Here is a 19,499-nt window from a genome sequence, read left to right as displayed (position 1 = left end):
AGTTCGTTGATCGCACATGCTTCCCGCTCGTTGAGCATTATCGGTGCCGGCCTCGCCGGGTCCCTGCTGGCCATCCTGCTGTCACGCCAGGGCTGGCGCATCACCCTGTACGAACGCCGCGGCGATCCGCGCGTGGCCGACTACGAGAGCGGCCGCTCGATCAACCTGGCGTTGGCCGAGCGTGGGCGCAACGCACTGCGCCAGGCCGGCGTGGAAGACGAGGTGATGGCACGTGCGGTGATGATGCGCGGGCGCATGGTGCATCCACGCGACGGCGAGCCGCAGCTGCAGCGCTATGGCCGCGACGACAGCGAAGTGATCTGGTCGATCCACCGCAGCGACCTGAACACCACGCTGCTGGAGCTGGCCGAACAGGCTGGCGCCACCGTGCACTTCCATCGCCGCCTGCACACCGTCGATTTCGATGCGGGTTACGCACGCTTCATCGATGACCGTGACGACAGCCCGCACGACATCCGTTTCGACACCCTGATCGGTGCCGACGGTGCCGGTTCGGCACTGCGTGCGGCGATGAACCGGCGCGCGCCGCTGGGCGAGGACATCGCCTTCCTCGACCACTCCTACAAGGAGCTGGAGATCCCGCCGGCTGCCGATGGCAGCTTCCGCATCGAGCGCAATGCGCTGCACATCTGGCCGCGCGGCCACTACATGTGCATCGCCCTGCCCAACCACGAAGGCACCTTCACCGTCACCCTGTTCCTGCCCAACCAGGGCGATCCCAGCTTCGCCACGGTCAATACCGGGGCGCAGGCCGAGGCGCTGTTCGCGCGCGAGTTCGCCGACACCCTGCCGTTGATCCCGAACCTGCGCGCGGACTGGGAGCAGCATCCACCGGGCCTGCTTGGCACGCTCACCCTGGAACGCTGGCACCAGCAGGGCCGCGCGGTGCTGATCGGCGACGCCGCGCATGCGATGGTGCCGTTCCACGGCCAGGGCATGAACTGCGCGTTCGAGGACTGCGTTGCGCTGGCCCGCCACCTGATGGAGGCGGATGATCTGGAAGGCGCGTTCGCCGCGTTCGAAGCCGAGCGCAAGCCGAATGCACGTGCCATCCAGCAGATGGCACTGGAGAACTACCTGGAGATGCGTGACCGCGTGGCCGATCCCGCCTTCCTGCTGCAGCGCGAGCTGGAGCAGGAACTGCAGCGGCGCTGGCCGACCCGTTTCGTACCGCACTACACGATGGTCACCTTCCTGCACACGCCGTACGCCGAAGCGCTGCGCCGCACTGATCTCCAGCGCGAGATGCTGGTGGCGGCCACCGCAGGTCACGATTCACTGGGCAACATCGACTGGGCCGCACTGGAAGTACAGATCCACGCCCAGCTGCCGGTCCTGGAGGGCGCGCACTGATGGCTGACAGCTTCCTGTTCTACGACCTGGAAACCTTCGGGCAGGACCCACGGCGCACGCGCATCTCGCAGTACGCCGCCATCCGCACCGACGCCGACCTCAACGAAATCGACACCCCGGTCAGCTTCTTCGTGCGCCCGGCCGATGACCTGCTGCCCTCACCGATGGCCACCCTGGTCACCGGCATCACCCCGCAGCAGGCACTGGCCGAGGGCATCAGCGAGGCCGAAGCCTTCGATCGCATCAACGAGCAGCTGTCGCGCCCCGGCACCTGTGCGCTGGGCTACAACACGCTGCGCTTCGACGATGAGTTCGTACGCTACGGGCTGTTCCGCAACTTCCACGACCCATACGAACGCGAGTGGCGCAACGGCAATTCGCGCTGGGACCTGCTGGACATGCTGCGGCTGATGCGCGCCATGCGCCCGGATGGCATCCAGTGGCCGTTGCGCGAGGATGGCGCCACCTCGTTCAAGCTCGAACACCTGGCCGAAGCCAACAACGTGCGCGAAGGCGATGCGCACGAAGCGCTGTCCGACGTGCGCGCCACCATCGGCATGGCGCGGCTGTTCAAGCAGTCGCAGCCACGCCTGTGGGACTACGCACTGAAGCTGCGTGACAAGCGCTTCGTCGGTAGCCTGCTGGACGTGGCCGCGATGAAGCCGGTACTGCACATTTCCATGCGCTACCCGGCCAGTCGCCTGTGTGCGGCCCCGGTGCTGCCGCTGGCCACGCACCCGACCATCAACAACCGGGTGATCGTGTTCGACCTGGATGGCGAGATCGACGACCTGCTGGAACTGCCGGCCGAGGTGATCGCACAGCGCCTGTACATGCGCGCCAGTGAACTGCCCGAAGGCGTGGCGCGGGTGCCGCTGAAGGAAGTGCACCTGAACAAGGTGCCGGCGCTGATCGCCTGGAACCACCTGCGCGCCGATGACCACGCACGCCTCGGTCTGGACGTGGCCGCGATCGAGGCCAAGGTGGAACGCCTGCGCGCGTTCGCCCCGCAGCTGGCCGAGAAGGCCCGGCAGGTCTACAACCAGCCCCGCGCCGCCACCGTGGCCGACGTCGATGCCTCGCTCTACGACGGCTTCCTCGGCAATGGCGACAAGCCGCTGCTTGCGCTGGCACGCACCACCGCACCGGAGCAGCTGGCCGCGCTGGAAGGCCGCTTCCGCGACCCGCGCCTGCCGGAGCTGCTGTTCCGCTACCGCGCGCGCAATCATCCCGACAGCCTCGCGCCGGCTGAACGCCAGCGCTGGCAGGATTACCGCCGCCAGCGCCTGCTCGGAGACGGCGGGCTGGGCGAACTCAACCTGCCCCAGTACCAGCAGCAGCTCGATGCACTGGCCGCCGAAGCGCCCGACGATGCGCGGCGCCAGGCCCTGCTGCAATCGCTGCGCGACTGGGGCCAGCACCTGCAGGAGACCTTGTGAGTACCTATTTCTCGGACGCCAGCTTCAAGTTCCTGCGCAGTCTGGCGCGGCATAACGACAAGGCATGGTTCAACGACCACCGCCAGCAGTACGAAGACCACGTGCGGCAGCCGTTCCTGCGCCTGCTGGGCGACCTTCAGCCGGCGCTGGCCGAGGTCAGCGACCACTTCCGCGCCGATACCCGCGGCGTCGGCGGCTCGCTGTTCCGCATCCATCGCGACGCGCGCTTCTCCAACGACAAATCCCCGTACAAGACCTGGCAGGGTGCACGCCTGTTCCATGAGCGCCGCCGCGAGGTGGCCGCGCCCTCGTTCTACGTGCACCTGCAGCCAGGCGAGAGCTTCGTCGGTGCCGGCCTGTGGCATCCGGAACCGGAGACCCAGCGCCGCGTGCGCCATTTCATCCTCGACAACCCCGGCAGCTGGAAGGCCGCCGCGCATGCACCGGCCCTGCGCAAGCGCTTCGACTTCGAGGAGAGCGAAAAGCTGGTGCGGCCGCCGCGCGGCTTCCCGGCCGACTTCGAATTCATCGATGACCTCAAGCACCGCAACTGGGTGATGTGGCGCTCGCTGGACGACGCCACCATGACCGGCCCGCGCCTGCTGTCCACGCTGGGCAAGGACCTGGCTGCGCTCGGCCCGTTCGTCGACTATCTGTGCGCGGCGCTGGACCTGGAGTTCTGATGCCGTTGGCACAGCAACGCCGCACGCTGGGCCGCACCGGCCTGGCGGTTTCGCCGGTGGGCCTGGGCTGTTCCGGCTTCTGGGGGCATCGCCGCTTCCCGGAACAGTCGGCCGCGCTCGTCGTCGAGCATGCACTGGCACAGGGCGTGAACCTGTTGGACACCGGCCACAACTATTCCGGTTTCCACGCCGAGCCGCGACTGGGCCGCATCCTGCGCCCGTTGCTGAAACGATACCCGCGCGAGTCGCTGGTGATTTCCAGCAAGGGCGGCACACTGACCGGCCAGGCCGGCGTCAGCGGCGCCGAGCAACGCAATTTCTCGCCGGCAGCCATCACCGCCAGCTGCGAGGCCTCGCTGCGCAACCTCGGCCTGGATTACCTGGATATCTACCAGCTGCACGGTGCCAGCCAGCACGACATCAACGATGACCTGCTGGCCGCACTGCAACGCCTGCGCGAACGCGGGCTGATCCGGCACACCGGCATCAATACGCACACGGCATCGACCCTGCGCTGGATGATCGACCATCCCATGCTGTTCGACGTGGTGCTTCTGGACTACAACGCCCTGCAGCAGGACCGTGAACCCCTCATCGACCAGTTGCATGCGGTGGGCATCGGCGTGCTGGCCGGCACCGTGCTGGCGCAGGGCCATCTGCTGCCACCACGCCCGCGCCTGCCACGACCGGCGGATGCCTGGTACCTGGCCAGGGCCTGGCTCAAGCCGAGCAGCCGTCAACTGATGCGCAGCGCACGCAATATGCGGAAGGCACTCGCCGCCATCCGCAGCCAGCGCCCGGCCCAGACCGCGTTTGCCTACGCGCTCGGCCATCCCGGCGTAGCCAGTGGCATCTTGGGCACCACCCGCACCGGCAGCCTGGACGAAGTTCTGGCGACGCGGCTTGAGGCACTGACCGCAGCCGAACGCCAACAGCTGGTGAGCGCCTTCGGTGATGGCGGCGGATCACCCAGTCATTGAGTCTTCACCCCATGCTGCTGCGGTTGCGGCAGTCTGGGCGGCATGAAGAAACTCACCGCACTCGTTGTGCTGCTGGTCCTGGCCTTGGCCGCCTGGTGGTTCGGCGGCCCGTACATGACCGTCAATGGCCTGTCCAAGGCCATCGAACAGCGCGACACCGCGCGCCTGGAGCGTTACGTCGATTTCCCGCGCGTGCGCAGCAGCCTGCGCGCGCAGCTCAATGACTATCTGGTGCGCCAGGCCGGCCCGGATGTGGCGGCCAGCCCGTTCGGTGCCCTGCTGTACGGGCTGGGCGACCAGCTTGGTGGTGCCGCGGTGGACACCATGGTGACCCCGACCGGGATCGGCGCGATGCTGCAGGGCCACGTGCTGTGGAAGCGTGGCCGCAATGAACTGCAGGGCGGCGATGCCTTCGGCCCGACCGAACCCGCGCGGCCGCTGAAGCACGCCGAACATCATTTCGAAGCGCTGGACCGCTTCGTGATCGACGTCGATCGCGGCCCCGGCCAGCCCCCCTTAAAGGTGGTGCTGGAACCGCAGGGCCTGCGCTGGAAGGTGGTGGACCTGCAGCTGGGGATGTCCGGCAGCCCGTGACGGGTCATGCCCTTCGATGGCGCTGCTTTCGGTAGGTGCCCACCTTGGTGGGCACGGATGCGCGCCAACCAAGGTTGGCGACTACCGGGGCATGGCGCTCTGGTAGATGCCCACCTTGGTGGGCATGGATCCAGGACGGCGCCAACCCAGGTTGGCAACTACCAGACCCTACCCCTCGTTGGCGACACCATGCGGTACGTGGCCGGCGGCCACATGCTCGCGGGCGCTGTCGATGTTGTGCTGCGAATCATCGAAGAAGATGTCGGCACCGAACGCCTGCAGGAACGGCCCCTTGTGGCGGCCGCCGAGGAACAGCGCCTCGTCCAGGCGCACGCCCCACTCGCGCAGGGTGCGGATCACCCGCTCATGCGCCGGTGCCGATCGCGCGGTGACCAGCGCGGTACGGATCGGCGCACTGTCGCCGGCCGGGAACACTTCCTGCAGCGTGTGCAACGCCGACAGGAAGCCACGGAACGGCCCGCCGCTGAGCGGCTCGCGGGCCCGCTCGCGCTCGTGGCGGCCAAAGGCTTCCACGCCCTGCTCGCGCGAAATGCGCTCACTCTCGTCACCGAAGATCACGGCGTCACCGTCGAAGGCGATGCGCAGCTGACCGGCCGGGCGACCGGTATCGATCTGATCGGCCGCCGCGGCGGCGGTTTCGCCCGGCGGCTTGGGCAGGATGGTCGCCGCCGCAATGCCATGGCGCAGCGCGCTGCGCACCGATTCCGGGTTGGCCGACAGGAACAGGTCGGTGCCGAACGGCTTCACGTACGGCCAGGTCGGCTCGCCGGCGGTGAACGTCGCGCGGATGATGCCCAGGCCGTAGTGCTGGATCGAATTGAAGATGCGCAGGCCGGTATCGGCCGAATTGCGCGACAGCAGGATCACCTCGACCCGCGGGTTCTCCGGGCTGGCGCCCTGGTTCAGCGCCAGCAACTTGCGCACCACCGGGAAGGCCACGCCGGGGCCGAGGATATCGTCCTCGTGCTGGCGCTGGAATTCGGCATAGGCCGCCACGCCATCGCTCTCGAACAGCGCGTGGCTTTCCTCGAGGTCGAACAGGGCGCGCGAGGTCACCGCGACGGTCAGCAAACGGGGGGAGTTGTCGCCCATCGGTGGGGGTCCTTCAAGCGGTCGGCGGGGCCGGCCGCCTATTGTCGTCAAAAAACGAACTGTTCGCTCAGGATCCGGTCTTCCAGGTTGTGCTCCGGGTCGAACAGCAGGGTCACGCGGCGGTCCTTCGACTCGCGGATGGTCACCTCGACCACGTCGCGGGTCTCGTGCGAATCCGCTGTAACGCTGACCGGGCGCTTGTACGGATCAAGCACTCGGAAACGCACCTCGGTGTCGGCCTTGAGAATCGCCCCGCGCCAGCGTCGCGGCCGGTAAGGGGCCAACGGCGTCAGCGCGATGGTATGCGAGCCCAGCGGCAGCACCGGTCCGTGCGCGGAATAGTTGTAGGCGGTGCTGCCGGCTGGGGTGGCCACCAGCACGCCGTCACCGATCAGCTCGGCCACGCGTTCCTGGCCGTTGAGGTCGATGCCGATATGCGCGGCCTGCCGGGTCTGGCGCAGCAGTGACACATCGTTGTAGGCCAGCGAACCGGTGCTGGTGCCCGACTCGGTCAGCGCCACCATTTCCAGCGGGCGCAGGTTGGCCGGTTCGGCACGGGCAATGCGGGCCTGCACGTCGTCGTCGCCGCGGTACTGGTTCATCAGGAAACCAACGGTGCCCAGCTTCATGCCGAACACCGGCTTGCCCAGGTGACCATGCCGATGCAGGGTCTGCAGCATGAAGCCGTCGCCACCCAGCGGACACAGCACGTCGGCCTGCTCCGGCGCATGATCGCCATAGCGCGAGACCATCGCGGCGCGGGCCATCTGTGCAGGTTCGGTGGCGCTGGCCAGGAAAGCGATGCGGGGGGTGTCGCTCATCGGTGGATCCGGGAGGAAACTGATGAAGAGCATAACCGAGCGCCGGGGGTTGGACCGCGCGGGGCGGATGACCGGCATATTCGCCGGGACACGCCGTAAACCCATCCCTGGGGGCTCGATCGCGCCATCCATGGCGCTCACGGTCCCGGCGGATATGCCGGTCATCCACCTGGCAGGTTCACAGCCGGCGTCGGGACAGGTGGTCGCAAAAGGCCAAAGGCAGAAACAGAACGGCCCCGCTTTCGCGGGGCCGTTCCTCCAACTGCTGCAGATCAGGAGCCCCCCCTGAGTCAGGGGGGCGCGCCAACGGCGCGGGGGTCTGGGAGCATGGTTGGCATGGGGCCCACGGTTTGCAGAGCAAACCGTGGGGCGTCAGCGCGAATGCGCTTACGCACCATGCGCGGCCAGCTGGCCCAGGCGCTGGACGGCGACCGAGACGGTCGGGTAGTCCAGGGTCTTCTGCTCGGCCAGTTCGGCCAGCATCGCCAAGGTGAAGCGCAGGCTGTTGTCGTCACGGCCCATCCAGGCTGCGACCTTGGCTTCCGCGCTGCTGCCCTTGGTGCCCAGCACCTGGCCGGCCAGGTTGCGGTGGTTGGCCGCCAGTTCGTCACGCAGCACGCCACGTGCCACGGCGTGCCAACGGCCATTGACCTCCAGCGCGTCGACCTGCTCGAACAGCCACGGCAGCTGCAGGGCATCGCCCAGGCGGAAGTGGACCTTGGACACGTCCACCGGCTTCAGCTTGCGGGTACGGGCCAGCTCGATGATGTCGAACGCCGGCTCCAGGAAGTGCAGTTCGGCCAGCTGCTGCGCCAGGGCGGACGGCAGGCCCTTTTCCTTCCACTCGGCCACCAGGGCTTCGTAGGTCGGACGCTGCGAATCCGGCAGCACACCCGACGCAACGCGGATGTCGTTGAACGGACCCTGGTAACGGTTGACCGCTTCGGTGATGCCCGGCATCGCACCCGGGCGCGACAGCAGCCAGCGCACGAACGAGCGCTGCAGCTTCCAGATCACTTCCAGTGCGTCGATCTGCACCGACTCCGGCACCTTGCCGTCGAGGGCATCGATCTGTGCCCACAGCGCGCGCGCATCCAGCGTTTCACGGCTGATGGTGTAGGCCTTGGCGACCTCGGCGATGGAGCGGCCGGTGTCTTCCTGCATGCGCATCAGGAAGGTGGCGCCCATGCGGTTGATGGTCTGGTTGGTCACGGCCGTGGCGATGATTTCGCGCTTCAGGCGGTGACGCTCCATCGCGTCGGCGTACTTCTTCTGCAGCGGGGTCGGGAAGTAGCGCTGCAGTTCCTTGGACAGGTACGGATCTTCCGGGATGTCCGAATCCAGCAGCTGGGCGAACGCCACCAGCTTGGAGTAGGACAGCAGCACCGACAGTTCCGGACGGGTCAGGCCCTGGCCGCGTGCCTTGCGCTGCGACAGCTCGGCGTCGGACGGCAGGAATTCGATCTGGCGATCGAGCAGGCCCTGCTGTTCAAGCGTACGGATGAAGTGCTGCTTGGAACCCAGGCGCTTGACCGCCATCCGCTCCATCAGGCTCAGCGCCTGGTTCTGGCGGTAGTTGTCGTTGAGCACCAGCTCGGCGACTTCATCGGTCATCGAGGCCAGCAGCTTGTTGCGCTGCTCGACGGTCAGCTTCTTGGCCCGCACCACATCGTTGAGCAGGATCTTGATGTTGACTTCATGGTCGGAGGTGTCGACACCGGCCGAGTTGTCGATGAAGTCGGTGTTGAGCAGCACGCCGGCCTGGGCAGCTTCGATGCGGCCCAGCTGGGTCATGCCCAGGTTGCCGCCCTCGCCCACCACCTTGCAGCGCAGCTCGCCACCGTTCACGCGCAGGGCGTTGTTGGCGCGGTCGCCGACATCGCTGTGCTGCTCGCTGGCGGCCTTGACGTAGGTACCGATGCCGCCGTTCCACAGCAGGTCGACCGGCGCCTTCAGGATCGCGCTCATCAGGTCGTTCGGCGACAGCGCCTTGACGTTCTCGTCCAGGCCCAGCACTTCACGCACCTGCGGGGTGATCTCGATCGACTTCAGGCTGCGCGGGTACACGCCGCCGCCCTTGCTGATCAGCTTGGCATCGTAGTCCGCCCAGCTCGAACGCGGCACGGTGAACAGGCGCTCACGTTCGACGAACGTGGTGGCTGCATCCGGGTTCGGGTCCAGGAAGATGTGGCGATGATCGAACGCAGCGACCAGGCGGATGTGGCGCGACAGCAGCATGCCGTTGCCGAACACGTCGCCGGACATGTCGCCGACGCCGACCGCGGTGAAGTCCTGGCTCTGGCTGTCACGGCCCAGCGCACGGAAGTGGCGCTTGACCGACTCCCATGCACCGCGTGCGGTGATGCCCATGCCCTTGTGGTCGTAACCGACCGAACCACCGGAGGCGAATGCATCGCCCATCCAGAAGCCGTGCGCGATGGCCAGGCCGTTGGCGATGTCGGAGAAGGTCGCGGTGCCCTTGTCGGCGGCCACCACCAGGTACGGATCGTCCATGTCGTGGCGCACGACATCCACCGGCGGCACGATCTTGTTGTTGACGATGTTGTCGGTGATGTCCAGCAGGCCCTGGATGAACAGCTTGTAGCAGGCCACGCCGTTGGCGAAGACCGCGTCGCGGTCGCCGTTCACCGGCGGGGTCTTGGCGAAGAAGCCGCCCTTCGCGCCGACCGGCACGATGACGGTGTTCTTGACCATCTGTGCCTTGACCAGGCCCAGCACTTCGGTACGGAAGTCTTCACGACGGTCCGACCAGCGCAGGCCACCACGGGCGACCGCGCCGAAGCGCAGGTGGGTACCTTCCACGCGCGGGCCGTAGACGAAGATTTCGCGGTACGGGCGCGGCTTCGGCAGGTCCGGCACCAGCGCCGAATCGAACTTGAAGCTGATGACATGGCCGTGCTGGCCGTTGGCATCGGTCTGGTAGTAGCTGGTACGCAGGGTCGCGTCGATCACGCCCATGAACGAGCGCAGGATGCGGTCCTCGTCCAGGCTGGACACGCGGTCCATCAGCTTCAGCAGCGCATCGCGCGCGGCCTGCATCTGCGCGTCGCGGTCACCCTTGCGGGCGTCGACCACGGTCTTGAGCACCTTCAGGGTGGCGTCGTCGCCAGCGGCCAGTACATCGAAGTGCGCCTTCAGCTGGGCCTGGCCGGCAGCGATGTCGTCCTTGCCTTCGTGGCCGGTGGCCGGATCGAAGCGGGCTTCGAACAGCTCGACCAGCAGGCGGGCCAGCAGCGGGTAGCGCGCGAAGGTGCCTTCCACGTAGGCCTGCGAGAACGGCACGCCGGTCTGCAGCAGGTACTTGCAGTAGCCACGCAGCATGGCGACCTGGCGCCAGTGCAGGCCGGCAGCCAGCACCAGGCGGTTGAAGCCGTCGTTCTCGGCATCGCCGTGCCAGACGCGGGCGAAGGTCTCGCCGAAGGCTTCATCGACGCTGGCGGCATCGATCGCGCCGGCGGTCGACTCGACCTCGAAGTCCTGCACGTACACCGGCGCGTTGTCGACCGACAGGCGGTACGGACGCTCGGCGATCACGCGCAGGCCCATGTTTTCCATCATCGGCAGCGCGTCCGACAGCGGAATGTCGTCCAGCTGGCGATACAGCTTCAGGCGCAGGCCATCACCGCTTTCGCGCGGCACGGCCTGCAGGCTCAGGCGCAGGTCGTCCGGGCCGGTCAGGGCATCGAGCTGGCTGACATCGTTGGCGGCAACCGCGGTGCTGTTGTCTTCGATGTAGCCGGCCGGCAGTGCCTTGCCGATACGGGCGGCGATGCGCAGGCCTTCGGTCTCGCCGTGGCGGGTGACCAGCGCTTCGCGCAGGTCGTCCTGCCAGTTGCGCAGCACCTGGGCCAGCTTCTGTTCCAGTTCGGCGGTATCGACGTCGAGCATTTCACCCGGCTTCGGGCGCACGATCAGGTGCACCTGGGCCAGCGGCGATTCGCCCAGCACCACCGAGCTGTCCACGTATTCGCCATGCAGCGCTTCCTTCAGCATCGCTTCGATGCGCAGGCGCACGTCGGTGTTGAAGCGCTCGCGCGGCAGGTAGACCAGCGCGGAGATGAAACGGCTGTACTTGTCACGGCGCAGGAACAGGCGGCTGCGCACGCGCTCCTGCAGGCCCAGCACGCCCATGGCGGTGCGGAACAGTTCGTCCTCGCTGGACTGGAACAGTTCTTCGCGCGGCAGGGTTTCCAGGATGTGGCGCAGGGCCTTGCCGCTGTGGCTGGCCGGGGCCAGGCCCGACTGCTTCATCACGTGCTCGTGGCGCTGGCGCACCAGCGGGATTTCCCACGGGCGACGGTTGTAGGCGCTGGAGGTGAACAGGCCAAGGAAGCGCTGCTCGCCGATGATCTTGCCCTTGGCGTCGAATTCCAGCACGCCGATGTAGTCCATGTAGCCGGCGCGGTGCACGCGCGAACGGGCATTGGTCTTGGTCAGGATCAGCGCGTCCTTCAGGCCGGACGTGGCGTTCAGGCCCTGCGCGGCCAGGGTCTTGACCGGACGGGCGGCGGACTTGTCCTTGCCGCGCATCAGGCCCAGGCCGGTGTCGTTCAGCGGCGCCAGCACGTCTTCCTTGCCCTGCTTCTCGACGCGGTACTCGCGGTAGCCGAAGAAGGTGAAGTGGTTGTCGGCGGCCCAGCGCAGGAATTCCTGTGCTTCCTTGCGCGAGGCGGCATCGACCGGCAGCTGGCGGCTGCCCAGGTCGTCGGCCAGCGCCAGTGCCTTGTCCTTCATCGGCTGCCAGTCGCGCACGATCGCACGCACTTCGTCCAGCGCCTTGTTGATGGCCTGCTCGATGGCGGCCATGGCTTCGGCCGGCTGGCGGTCGATTTCCAGCAGCATCACCGACTCGGCATCCCCCTCGCCGACCTTGACCAGCTTGCCGGCCTTGTCGCGGGTGAAGCGCAGCACCGGGTGGCCCAGCACGTGGACGCCCACGCCCTGTTCGGCCAGCGACATGGTGACGGTGTCGACCAGGAACGGCATGTCGTCGTTGACGATCTGCAGCACGGTGTGCGGCGATTCCCAACCATTGGCCTTCGCGGTCGGATTGAACACGCGGACGTTGGCCTTGCCGGCCTTGCGGGCACGGGCAAATTCCAGCGTCTCAGCCGCGAGAGCGGCCCACTCTTCAGCGCTGTGGTGCGGGAACTCGTCCGACTCCATGCGCTTGTAGAAGTCAGTGGCGAAGGCCACCGCTTCGGCCTGTGCGGCCGCGGGGTAACGCTTGCGCAATGCCGTGTACACCGGCTCCAGGGAGAAACCAGCGGTCACTGCGACCTCCGACTCTGCTGGTTTGGTCTTGTTTTTCACGGTCTTGGCTGCGGTTTTTTGCGGTTTCATGGCAGAGCGATGCGCTTGCTCAGTTGGGAAAATGAAATTGTAGCCCTACCGCACGAAAAGGCCTTGCTGCAGGACGGAATAAGTAGATTCGGGTTTGCTGCGGTTTAGACGCCTATTCAGTTCGCACCGGTATGGTCCTGGCACCCACTTCAGCACTGCCGACAGGATCGGCAAAGCGTGTTACCGGAAGACACACGCGGCGACGCCGATTCGATTCCACAATCCTGAACTGGACGGTATAGTCCACCGCGTGAACCCGGCCTACCTCCCCGTCGCCCTCGACGCACGCGATGAGCGCGTGTTCGATGCCGTGCGCGAGCTGTTGGCCCAGCAGGGCATGCAGATGAGCATGGACGCGGTGGCCCAGCATGCCGGCTGTTCCAAGCAGACCCTGTACTCGCGCTATGGCAGCAAGCAGGAACTGCTGCGCCGGGTGATGCAGCGCCATGTCGGCCACGCCACCGGGGCCATGGTTCGTGCACTCCGCAGTGACGACCTGCGTGCCAGCCTGCTCCAGTTCGCCACCGACTTCCTGGAGCATTTCAACCAACCGCACGTAGGACAGGCCTGTCGGCTGATCGCCGCCGATGCGTCACAGTTTCCCGAAGAGGCGCGTACGCTGTACCGGCATGGTGCCGGCGCGTTGACGCTTCATCTTGCTGAATGGATTGAAACCGTTTGCATGCAAGGCCAGCTCCGGCATGACGACCCGCACTTCATGGCCGAACTGCTGCTGAGCATGATCGCCGGTCAGGATTTCGACAAACAGCGCTTCCATACCCCCCATCGCGATGACGCGCTGCTGCGTCGGCGTTGGGCAGAGTTCTCCGTCGACAGCTTCCTGCGCGCGTTCGCGCCACAGCCGTCGCCGGCCCCGTCTACAAACCAACCCCGGAGTTCCTCCTGATGACCGCCCCACTCCGCACCCTTGCCTTGACGTGCGCCGTTGCTGTCGCTCTGGCTGCCTGCAAGAAGCCGGAACAGCAGATGCCCCCGCCGCCGGAGGTGGGCGTGATCGACGCCAAGCCGCAGACCCTGCCGCTGCAGCGCGAGCTGGTCGGCCGCCTGTCGCCGTTCCGCAGCGCCGACGTCCGCGCACGCGTGCCCGGCGTGCTGCTCAAGCGCGTCTACCAGGAAGGCTCGCAGGTCAAGCAGGGCCAGACCCTGTTCCTGATCGACCCGGCGCCGCTGCGTGCCTCGCTCAACGCCTCCGAGGCACAGCTGGCCTCGGCCCGCGCGACCTACGCCAATGCCAAGGTCGCCGCCGACCGCGCACGTTCGCTGGCCCCGCAGCAGTTCGTCTCCAAGGCCGACCTGGACAATGCCGAATCGGCCGAGCGCACCGCGCTGGCCGCGGTCAAGCAGGCCGAAGCATCGGTGACCTCCTCGCGCATCAACCTGGGCTATACCGAAGTGACCGCACCGATCAGCGGCGTGGCCAACAAGCAGCAGGTCACCGAAGGTGCGCTGGTCGGCCAGGGCGATGTGACCCTGCTGACCACCGTTGACCAGCTCGACCCGCTGTACGTCAACTTCTCGCTGAGCGTGGACGAGCTGACCCAGCTGCGCGCGCAGCAGGCCAAGGGCGCGCTGGCGCTGTCCGGCGACGGCAAGGCCACGGTCAACGTCAAGCTGGCCGACGGCACCACGTACAGCGAGCCGGGCACGCTGGACTTCTCCTCGACCACGGTCGACCCGGCCACCGGCGCGGTGTCGCTGCGTGCGCTGCTGCCGAACCCGCAGCAGATCCTGCTGCCCGGCGCCTTCGTCAGCTTCCAGGCCAACCTCGGCGAGCGCAACAACGCCTACCTGGTGCCGCAGCAGGCGCTGCTGCGCGACACCACCGGCGGCTACGTGATGGTGGTCGGCGCCGACGGCAAGGTCGTGCGCAAGAACGTGAAGACCGATGGCGCGCAGAACGGCAACTGGCTGGTCAGCGACGGCCTGGCTGCCGGTGACAAGGTGATCGTGGCCGGCGTGCAGAAGGTCAAGGAAGGTGCACCGGCAGTGGCCAAGCCGTGGACCCCGGGGCAGGACGCCAACGGCAAGCCTGCCGCAGGCGGCGCCGCTCCGGCGGGCGCAGCACCGGCCGCAGGCAAGGCACCGGCCGATGCGGCCAAGCCGGCCGCCACCGATTCGAACAAGCAGTAACGGGAACCTTCCGTCATGCCTAAATTTTTCATCGAACATCCAGTCTTCGCCTGGGTGGTTGCGATCCTGATCTCGCTCAGCGGCGTGATCGCGATCCTCAACCTGGGCGTGGAGTCCTATCCCAACATCGCCCCGCCGCAGGTCACCGTCTCGGCGACCTACCCGGGCGCCAGTGCGGACACCACCGAGAAATCGGTCACCCAGGTGATCGAGCAGCAGCTGACCGGTATCGATCACCTGCTGTACTTCAGCTCCTCGTCGGCCTCCAACGGCCGTGCGCAGATCACCCTGACCTTCGAGACCGGTACCGATCCGGACATCGCCCAGGTGCAGGTGCAGAACAAGGTCTCGCTGGCCACGCCACGACTGCCTTCGGAAGTAACCCAGCAGGGCGTGGTGGTGGCCAAGGCCAACGCCGGCTTCCTGATGGTGATCGCGCTGCAGTCCGATACGCCGGCCATCAACCGTGACGCCCTGAACGACATCGTCGGTTCGCGCGTGCTCGACCAGGTCTCGCGTATCCCCGGCGTCGGCAGCACCCAGCAGTTCGGTTCCGAGTACGCCATGAACATCTGGCTGAACCCGGAGAAGATGCAGGGCTACGGCCTGTCGGCCAGCCAGGTGCTGGCCGCGGTGCGTGCGCAGAACGTGCAGTTCGCTGCCGGTGCGCTGGGTTCGGACCCGTCGCCGGAAGGCCAGCACTTCACCGCCACGGTCTCGGCCGAAGGCCGCTTCAGCTCGCCGCAGGAGTTCGAGAACATCATCCTGCGCGCCAATGCTGACGGCTCGCGCGTGCTGCTGAAGGACATCGCCCGCGTTGCCTTCGGTGCCAACAACTACGGCTTCGACACCCAGTACAACGGCAAGCCGACCGGCGCCTTCGCCATCCAGCTGCTGCCGGGCGCCAACGCCCTGAACGTGGCCGATGCGGTACGCGCCAAGATGGATGAGCTGCAGCCCAGCTTCCCGTCCGGCGTGACCTGGTTCTCGCCGTACGACAGCACCACCTTCGTCAAGATCTCCATCCAGGAAGTGGTCAAGACACTGTTCGAAGCAGTGTTCCTGGTGTTCCTGGTGATGCTGATCTTCCTGCAGAACTTCCGCGCCACGCTGATCCCGACCCTGGTCATCCCGGTGGCCCTGCTCGGCACCTTCCTGGGCATGTGGATGATCGGCTTCACGATCAACCAGCTGACCCTGTTCGCGATGGTGCTGGCGATCGGCATCGTGGTCGATGACGCCATCGTGGTGATCGAGAACGTCGAACGCATCATGACCGAGGAAGGCCTGGCGCCGAAGCCGGCCACGCAGAAGGCGATGACCCAGATCACCGGCGCGGTGGTGGCGATCACCGTCGTGCTGGCCGCGGTGTTCATCCCGTCCGCCCTGCAGGGTGGTGCCGCCGGTGAGATCTACAAGCAGTTCGCGCTGACCATCGCCATCTCGATGGCGTTCTCGGCGTTCCTGGCACTGGGCTTCACCCCGGCGCTGTGCGCGACCTTCCTCAAGCCGACGCACAACGACAACCCGAACATCGTCTACCGCACCTTCAACAAGTACTACGACAAGATCAGCCACACCTATGTGGGCCACATCACCTCGGCGGTGCGCCATGCGCCGCGCTGGATGATCCTGTTCGTGGTGCTGACCGCACTGTGCGGCTTCCTGTTCACCCGCATGCCGGGCAGCTTCCTGCCGGAAGAAGACCAAGGCTACGCGCTGGCGATCGTACAGCTGCCGCCGGGCTCGACCAAGGGCCAGACCAACGAAGTGTTCGCGCAGATGCGTGGCATCCTGGAAAAGCAGGATGGCTATGAAGGCATGCTGCAGGTGGCCGGCTTCAGCTTCGTCGGTTCCGGCGAGAACGTGGGCATGGGCTTCATCCGCCTGAAGCCGTGGGAGGAACGCAAGTTCACCGCGCCCGAGTTCATCCAGAACATGAACGGCGCGTTCTACGGCATCAAGGAAGCACAGATCTTCGTGGTCAACCTGCCCACCGTGCAGGGCCTCGGCCAGTTCGGCGGCTTCGACATGTGGCTGCAGGACCGCAGCGGTGCCGGCTACGAGCAGCTGACCCAGGCGCGCAACATCCTGCTCGGCAACGCCGCGCAGAAGCCCGAGGCACTGGTCGGCGTGCGCCCGAACGGACTGGAAAACGCCCCGCAGCTGCAGCTGCATGTGGACCGCGTGCAGGCGCAGTCGATGGGCATGTCGGTGTCGGACGTGTACAGCACCATCCAGCTGATGCTGGCCCCGGTGTACGTCAATGACTTCTTCTACGAAGGCCGCATCAAGCGCGTGACCATGCAGGCCGATGGCCCGTATCGCACCGGCCAGGAGTCGCTGAAGAGCTTCTACAGCCCGTCCAGCCTGACCACGAATGCCGACGGCACCAACGCGATGATCCCGCTCAACACGGTGGTCAAGTCCGAATGGGTGTCGGCACCGCCGTCGCTGAGCCGCTACAACGGCTACTCGGCGATCAACATCGTCGGCTCGCAGGCCCCGGGCACCAGCTCGGGTGAAGCAATGCAGACCATGGAGAGCATCGTCAACGACGACCTGCCGGCCGGCTTCGGCTACGACTGGTCGGGCATGTCCTACCAGGAAATCCTGGCCGGCAACGCCGCGACGCTGCTGCTGGTGCTGTCCATCGTGGTGGTGTTCCTGTGCCTGGCGGCCCTGTACGAAAGCTGGTCGATCCCGGTGGCGGTGCTGCTGGTCGTGCCGCTGGGCGTGCTCGGCGCTCTCGGCCTGTCGATGCTGCGCGGCCTGCCCAACGATCTGTTCTTCAAGATCGGCCTGATCACCGTGATCGGCCTGGCCGCGAAGAACGCGATCCTGATCGTGGAGTTCGCGGTGGAGCAGCGCGCAGCAGGCAAGACCCTGCGCGATGCCACCATCGAGGCGGCACGCCTGCGTTTCCGACCGATCCTGATGACCTCGTTCGCGTTCATCATGGGCGTGATCCCGATGGCGATCTCCACCGGCGCCGGCGCCAACTCCCGCCACGCCATCGGCACCGGCGTGATCGGCGGCATGCTGTTCGCCACCCTGCTCGGCCTGCTGATGATCCCGGTGTTCTTCGTGGTCGTGCGCCGCATGCTGGGTGACAAGCTGGATGAGTCCTCCAAGGAATTCATGGAGCGCCAGCGCGACGCGGAAGCCGCGCACCGCCCGGATCGTTGATCCGGCGGTGAGTTGAAACGAAAAGGCCCCGGAGCGATCCGGGGCCTTTTTCATTCGTGCCATGAAGCCGGTAGTCGCCGACCTTGGTTGGCGCCGCTGGATCCATGCCAACCAAGGTTGGCGCATGCCAAGCCGGCGTCTCAGCGCAGCAGCGCAACCACCACGCATACCACCACGAGAGCCAATGCAGCCCATTGCATCGGCACAAAGAAGAAATGATGGGGTGCAGCCATACCCTTCTGCCGGGGCGCACGGTTGAGCCACAAACCCAGCAATACGTTCACCGCTGCGCCGATGCCTGCACCCAACAGAACCTGGGGCAGCGGCGTGTTGCCTCTGGAGCCTTCATGCGGAAAGAAGTACGCCAGCAGCAGGATGGCTGCAATCGGCGTCACCAGCGTCATGAATCCCCAACCTCGATAGATCATCTTTGCAGACCGCGTAAAAACCGGCTTGCATTGGACCAGATCGGGTATCGCTCGGCCAAGAAGACCGTGTATCCACGCATGGCGTGGATCTACTGGCCGCGCCGCCGTTGCAGCGGCGCGGCCGGTCGAACTCAGCGCAGCCCGGTCTCGTTGCGGGCGATCACCAGGCGCTGGATCTCCGAGGTGCCTTCGTAGATCTCGGTGATCTTGGCATCACGGAAGTAGCGCTCCAGCGGCATTTCCTTCGAGTACCCCATGCCGCCGTGGATCTGCACGGCCTGGTGGGTGATCCACATCGCCGCTTCCGAGGCCGTCAGCTTGGCCACTGCCGCTTCGGTGCTGAAGCGCTTGCCCTGGCCCTTCACCCACGCAGCGCGCAGGGTCAGCAGCAGCGCTGCGTCCAGCTTGCACTTCATGTCGGCGATCTTGGCCTGGGTCATCTGGAAGGTGCCGATGGCCGCGCCGAAGGCCTTGCGCTCCTTCACGTATTCCAGGGTCGCTTCATACGCGGCCCGGGCGATGCCGATGGCCTGCGAGGCGATGCCGATGCGACCGGCATCGAGCACGCTCATGGCGATCTTGAAGCCTTCGCCTTCCTGGCCCAGCACATCCTCAGCCTGTGCCACGTAATCGTTGAACTCGATCTCGCAGGTGGCCGAGGCACGAATGCCCAGCTTCGGTTCGGTCTTGCCACGGCCGAAGCCCGCCTTGTCAGTATCGATCAGGAATGCGGTAATGCCGCGCGCGCCCTTGTCCGGCTCGCTCATCGCGAACAGCACGATGTACTTGGCCACCGGGCCAGAGGTGATCCAGCTCTTCTTGCCGTTGATGACGAAGGTGCCATCGGCCTGCTTCACTGCACGGCAGCGCATGGCGGTGGCATCCGAACCGGACTGCGGCTCGGTCAGCGCGAACGCGCCGATGGCCTCGCCTTCGGCGATGGCACGCACATACTTCTGCTTCTGTTCCTCGGTACCGTGGGTGAGGATGCCGTTGCAGAACAGCGAGTTGTTGACCGACATGATGGTCGAGTGGGCAGCGTCGGCGGCGGCGACCTCCACCATCGCCAGCACGTACGCCACCGGGTCCATGCCCGCGCCACCGTATTCGGTCGGCACTTCGATGCCCATCAGGCCGTTCTCGCCCAGCAGGCGGATGTTGTCCAGCGGGAACTCGCCGGTGCGGTCATGGTGCTCCGCGCTCGGGCCGATCTTCTCCTGCGCGATGCGCCGCGCCACGTCCTGCAGCATCAACTGCTCTTCAGTAAAGCTGAAATCCACAACACCCTCCCGGGTACATGAAGTTATGGGCCGCGCACCGCGCGCCCAGGTGCCTCGATTGTACCGGGGCCCGCCAGTTTCCG

The 19,499-nt window shown here is 66.4% G+C and carries 13 protein-coding genes; 8 read left to right on the top strand and 5 right to left on the bottom strand.

All coding sequences use genetic code 11. The features are described 5' to 3' along the window. Positions 1-6: 6 nt before the first annotated feature. The 5 genes from N5D91_RS11475 to N5D91_RS11455 are packed head-to-tail and all read left to right on the top strand — an operon-like array spanning position 7 to position 5,070. A complete protein-coding gene (locus N5D91_RS11475; RefSeq protein WP_180854821.1) occupies positions 7-1,374 on the top strand; it encodes an NAD(P)/FAD-dependent oxidoreductase in 1,368 nt (455 codons plus the stop codon). Next, on the top strand, positions 1,374-2,813 hold the full coding sequence (sbcB, locus tag N5D91_RS11470; RefSeq protein ID WP_180854820.1) for an exodeoxyribonuclease I: 1,440 nt from the start codon (positions 1,374-1,376) through the stop codon (positions 2,811-2,813). The genes N5D91_RS11475 and sbcB overlap by 1 nt, the downstream gene beginning before the upstream one ends. Beyond that, positions 2,810-3,496 carry a DUF2461 domain-containing protein gene (locus tag N5D91_RS11465; RefSeq protein ID WP_032127674.1) on the top strand — a complete coding sequence of 229 codons (687 nt, stop codon included), beginning with the start codon at positions 2,810-2,812 and terminating at the stop codon, positions 3,494-3,496. The genes sbcB and N5D91_RS11465 overlap by 4 nt, the downstream gene beginning before the upstream one ends. Next, positions 3,496-4,476: an aldo/keto reductase gene (locus N5D91_RS11460; protein ID WP_153855990.1), complete on the top strand. Its 981-nt coding sequence runs from the start codon at positions 3,496-3,498 to the stop codon at positions 4,474-4,476. Before N5D91_RS11465 ends, N5D91_RS11460 begins: the two co-directional genes overlap by 1 nt. 42 nt (positions 4,477-4,518) lie before the next feature. Beyond that, entirely contained in the window at positions 4,519-5,070 is a 552-nt protein-coding gene (locus N5D91_RS11455) for a DUF2939 domain-containing protein (protein WP_110712816.1), read from the top strand. Positions 5,071-5,238: 168 nt separating this feature from the next. Here the strand turns inward: N5D91_RS11455 and N5D91_RS11450 are convergent, their stop codons facing one another. From N5D91_RS11450 to N5D91_RS11440, 3 genes are all read right to left on the bottom strand, one after another. Next, positions 5,239-6,183 carry a 5'-nucleotidase gene (locus N5D91_RS11450; protein WP_005417414.1) on the bottom strand — a complete coding sequence of 315 codons (945 nt, stop codon included), beginning with the start codon at positions 6,181-6,183 and terminating at the stop codon, positions 5,239-5,241. A gap of 47 nt (positions 6,184-6,230) precedes the next feature. After that, complete coding sequence (locus tag N5D91_RS11445) at positions 6,231-7,004, bottom strand: NAD kinase (RefSeq protein ID WP_032962058.1); 774 nt, start codon at positions 7,002-7,004, stop codon at positions 6,231-6,233. A gap of 387 nt (positions 7,005-7,391) precedes the next feature. Beyond that, the gene (locus N5D91_RS11440; RefSeq protein ID WP_180854819.1) at positions 7,392-12,368 is read right to left on the bottom strand and encodes an NAD-glutamate dehydrogenase domain-containing protein; all 4,977 of its coding nucleotides are present in this window, start codon (positions 12,366-12,368) and stop codon (positions 7,392-7,394) included. 250 nt (positions 12,369-12,618) lie between these two features. Between N5D91_RS11440 and N5D91_RS11435 the strand changes: the two genes are divergently transcribed. From N5D91_RS11435 to N5D91_RS11425, 3 genes are read left to right on the top strand one after another with little or no spacing between them, the layout of a single operon-like run. Next, complete coding sequence (locus tag N5D91_RS11435) at positions 12,619-13,275, top strand: TetR/AcrR family transcriptional regulator (RefSeq protein WP_110712819.1); 657 nt, start codon at positions 12,619-12,621, stop codon at positions 13,273-13,275. Beyond that, positions 13,275-14,519, top strand: a complete 1,245-nt coding sequence (locus N5D91_RS11430; protein WP_180854818.1) for an efflux RND transporter periplasmic adaptor subunit — start codon at positions 13,275-13,277, stop codon at positions 14,517-14,519. The genes N5D91_RS11435 and N5D91_RS11430 overlap by 1 nt, the downstream gene beginning before the upstream one ends. Before the next feature lie 15 nt (positions 14,520-14,534). After that, complete coding sequence (locus N5D91_RS11425; protein ID WP_164161232.1) at positions 14,535-17,708, top strand: multidrug efflux RND transporter permease subunit; 3,174 nt, start codon at positions 14,535-14,537, stop codon at positions 17,706-17,708. 140 nt (positions 17,709-17,848) lie between these two features. On the opposite strand, the gene N5D91_RS11420 is transcribed toward N5D91_RS11425, so the two are convergent. Together N5D91_RS11420 and N5D91_RS11415 are read right to left on the bottom strand one after the other, a co-directional pair. Next, positions 17,849-18,112: a hypothetical protein gene (locus tag N5D91_RS11420; RefSeq protein ID WP_080355173.1), complete on the bottom strand. Its 264-nt coding sequence runs from the start codon at positions 18,110-18,112 to the stop codon at positions 17,849-17,851. 155 nt (positions 18,113-18,267) lie between these two features. Next, positions 18,268-19,416 (bottom strand): acyl-CoA dehydrogenase family protein, encoded by a 1,149-nt coding sequence (locus N5D91_RS11415; RefSeq protein ID WP_097049561.1) that lies wholly within the window; start codon positions 19,414-19,416, stop codon positions 18,268-18,270. Between the last annotated feature and the right edge of the window lie 83 nt (positions 19,417-19,499).

The organism is Stenotrophomonas sp. GD03794 (genome assembly GCF_029842145.1).
Lineage (GTDB): Bacteria > Pseudomonadota > Gammaproteobacteria > Xanthomonadales > Xanthomonadaceae > Stenotrophomonas > Stenotrophomonas riyadhensis.
This window is presented reverse-complemented; position numbering and strand designations above follow the sequence as displayed.

What these genes read in the sequence shown, in the direction of transcription:
- sbcB (WP_180854820.1), top strand. Translation starts at nt 1,374, where the DNA reads ATGGCTGACAGCTTCCTGTTCTACGACCTGGAAACCTTCGGGCAGGAC.
- N5D91_RS11460 (WP_153855990.1), top strand. Translation starts at nt 3,496, where the DNA reads ATGCCGTTGGCACAGCAACGCCGCACGCTGGGCCGCACCGGCCTGGCG.
- N5D91_RS11455 (WP_110712816.1), top strand. Translation starts at nt 4,519, where the DNA reads ATGAAGAAACTCACCGCACTCGTTGTGCTGCTGGTCCTGGCCTTGGCC.
- N5D91_RS11450 (WP_005417414.1), bottom strand. Translation starts at nt 6,183, where the DNA reads ATGGGCGACAACTCCCCCCGTTTGCTGACCGTCGCGGTGACCTCGCGC.
- N5D91_RS11445 (WP_032962058.1), bottom strand. Translation starts at nt 7,004, where the DNA reads ATGAGCGACACCCCCCGCATCGCTTTCCTGGCCAGCGCCACCGAACCT.
- N5D91_RS11440 (WP_180854819.1), bottom strand. Translation starts at nt 12,368, where the DNA reads ATGAAACCGCAAAAAACCGCAGCCAAGACCGTGAAAAACAAGACCAAA.
- N5D91_RS11430 (WP_180854818.1), top strand. Translation starts at nt 13,275, where the DNA reads ATGACCGCCCCACTCCGCACCCTTGCCTTGACGTGCGCCGTTGCTGTC.
- N5D91_RS11425 (WP_164161232.1), top strand. Translation starts at nt 14,535, where the DNA reads ATGCCTAAATTTTTCATCGAACATCCAGTCTTCGCCTGGGTGGTTGCG.
- N5D91_RS11420 (WP_080355173.1), bottom strand. Translation starts at nt 18,112, where the DNA reads ATGACGCTGGTGACGCCGATTGCAGCCATCCTGCTGCTGGCGTACTTC.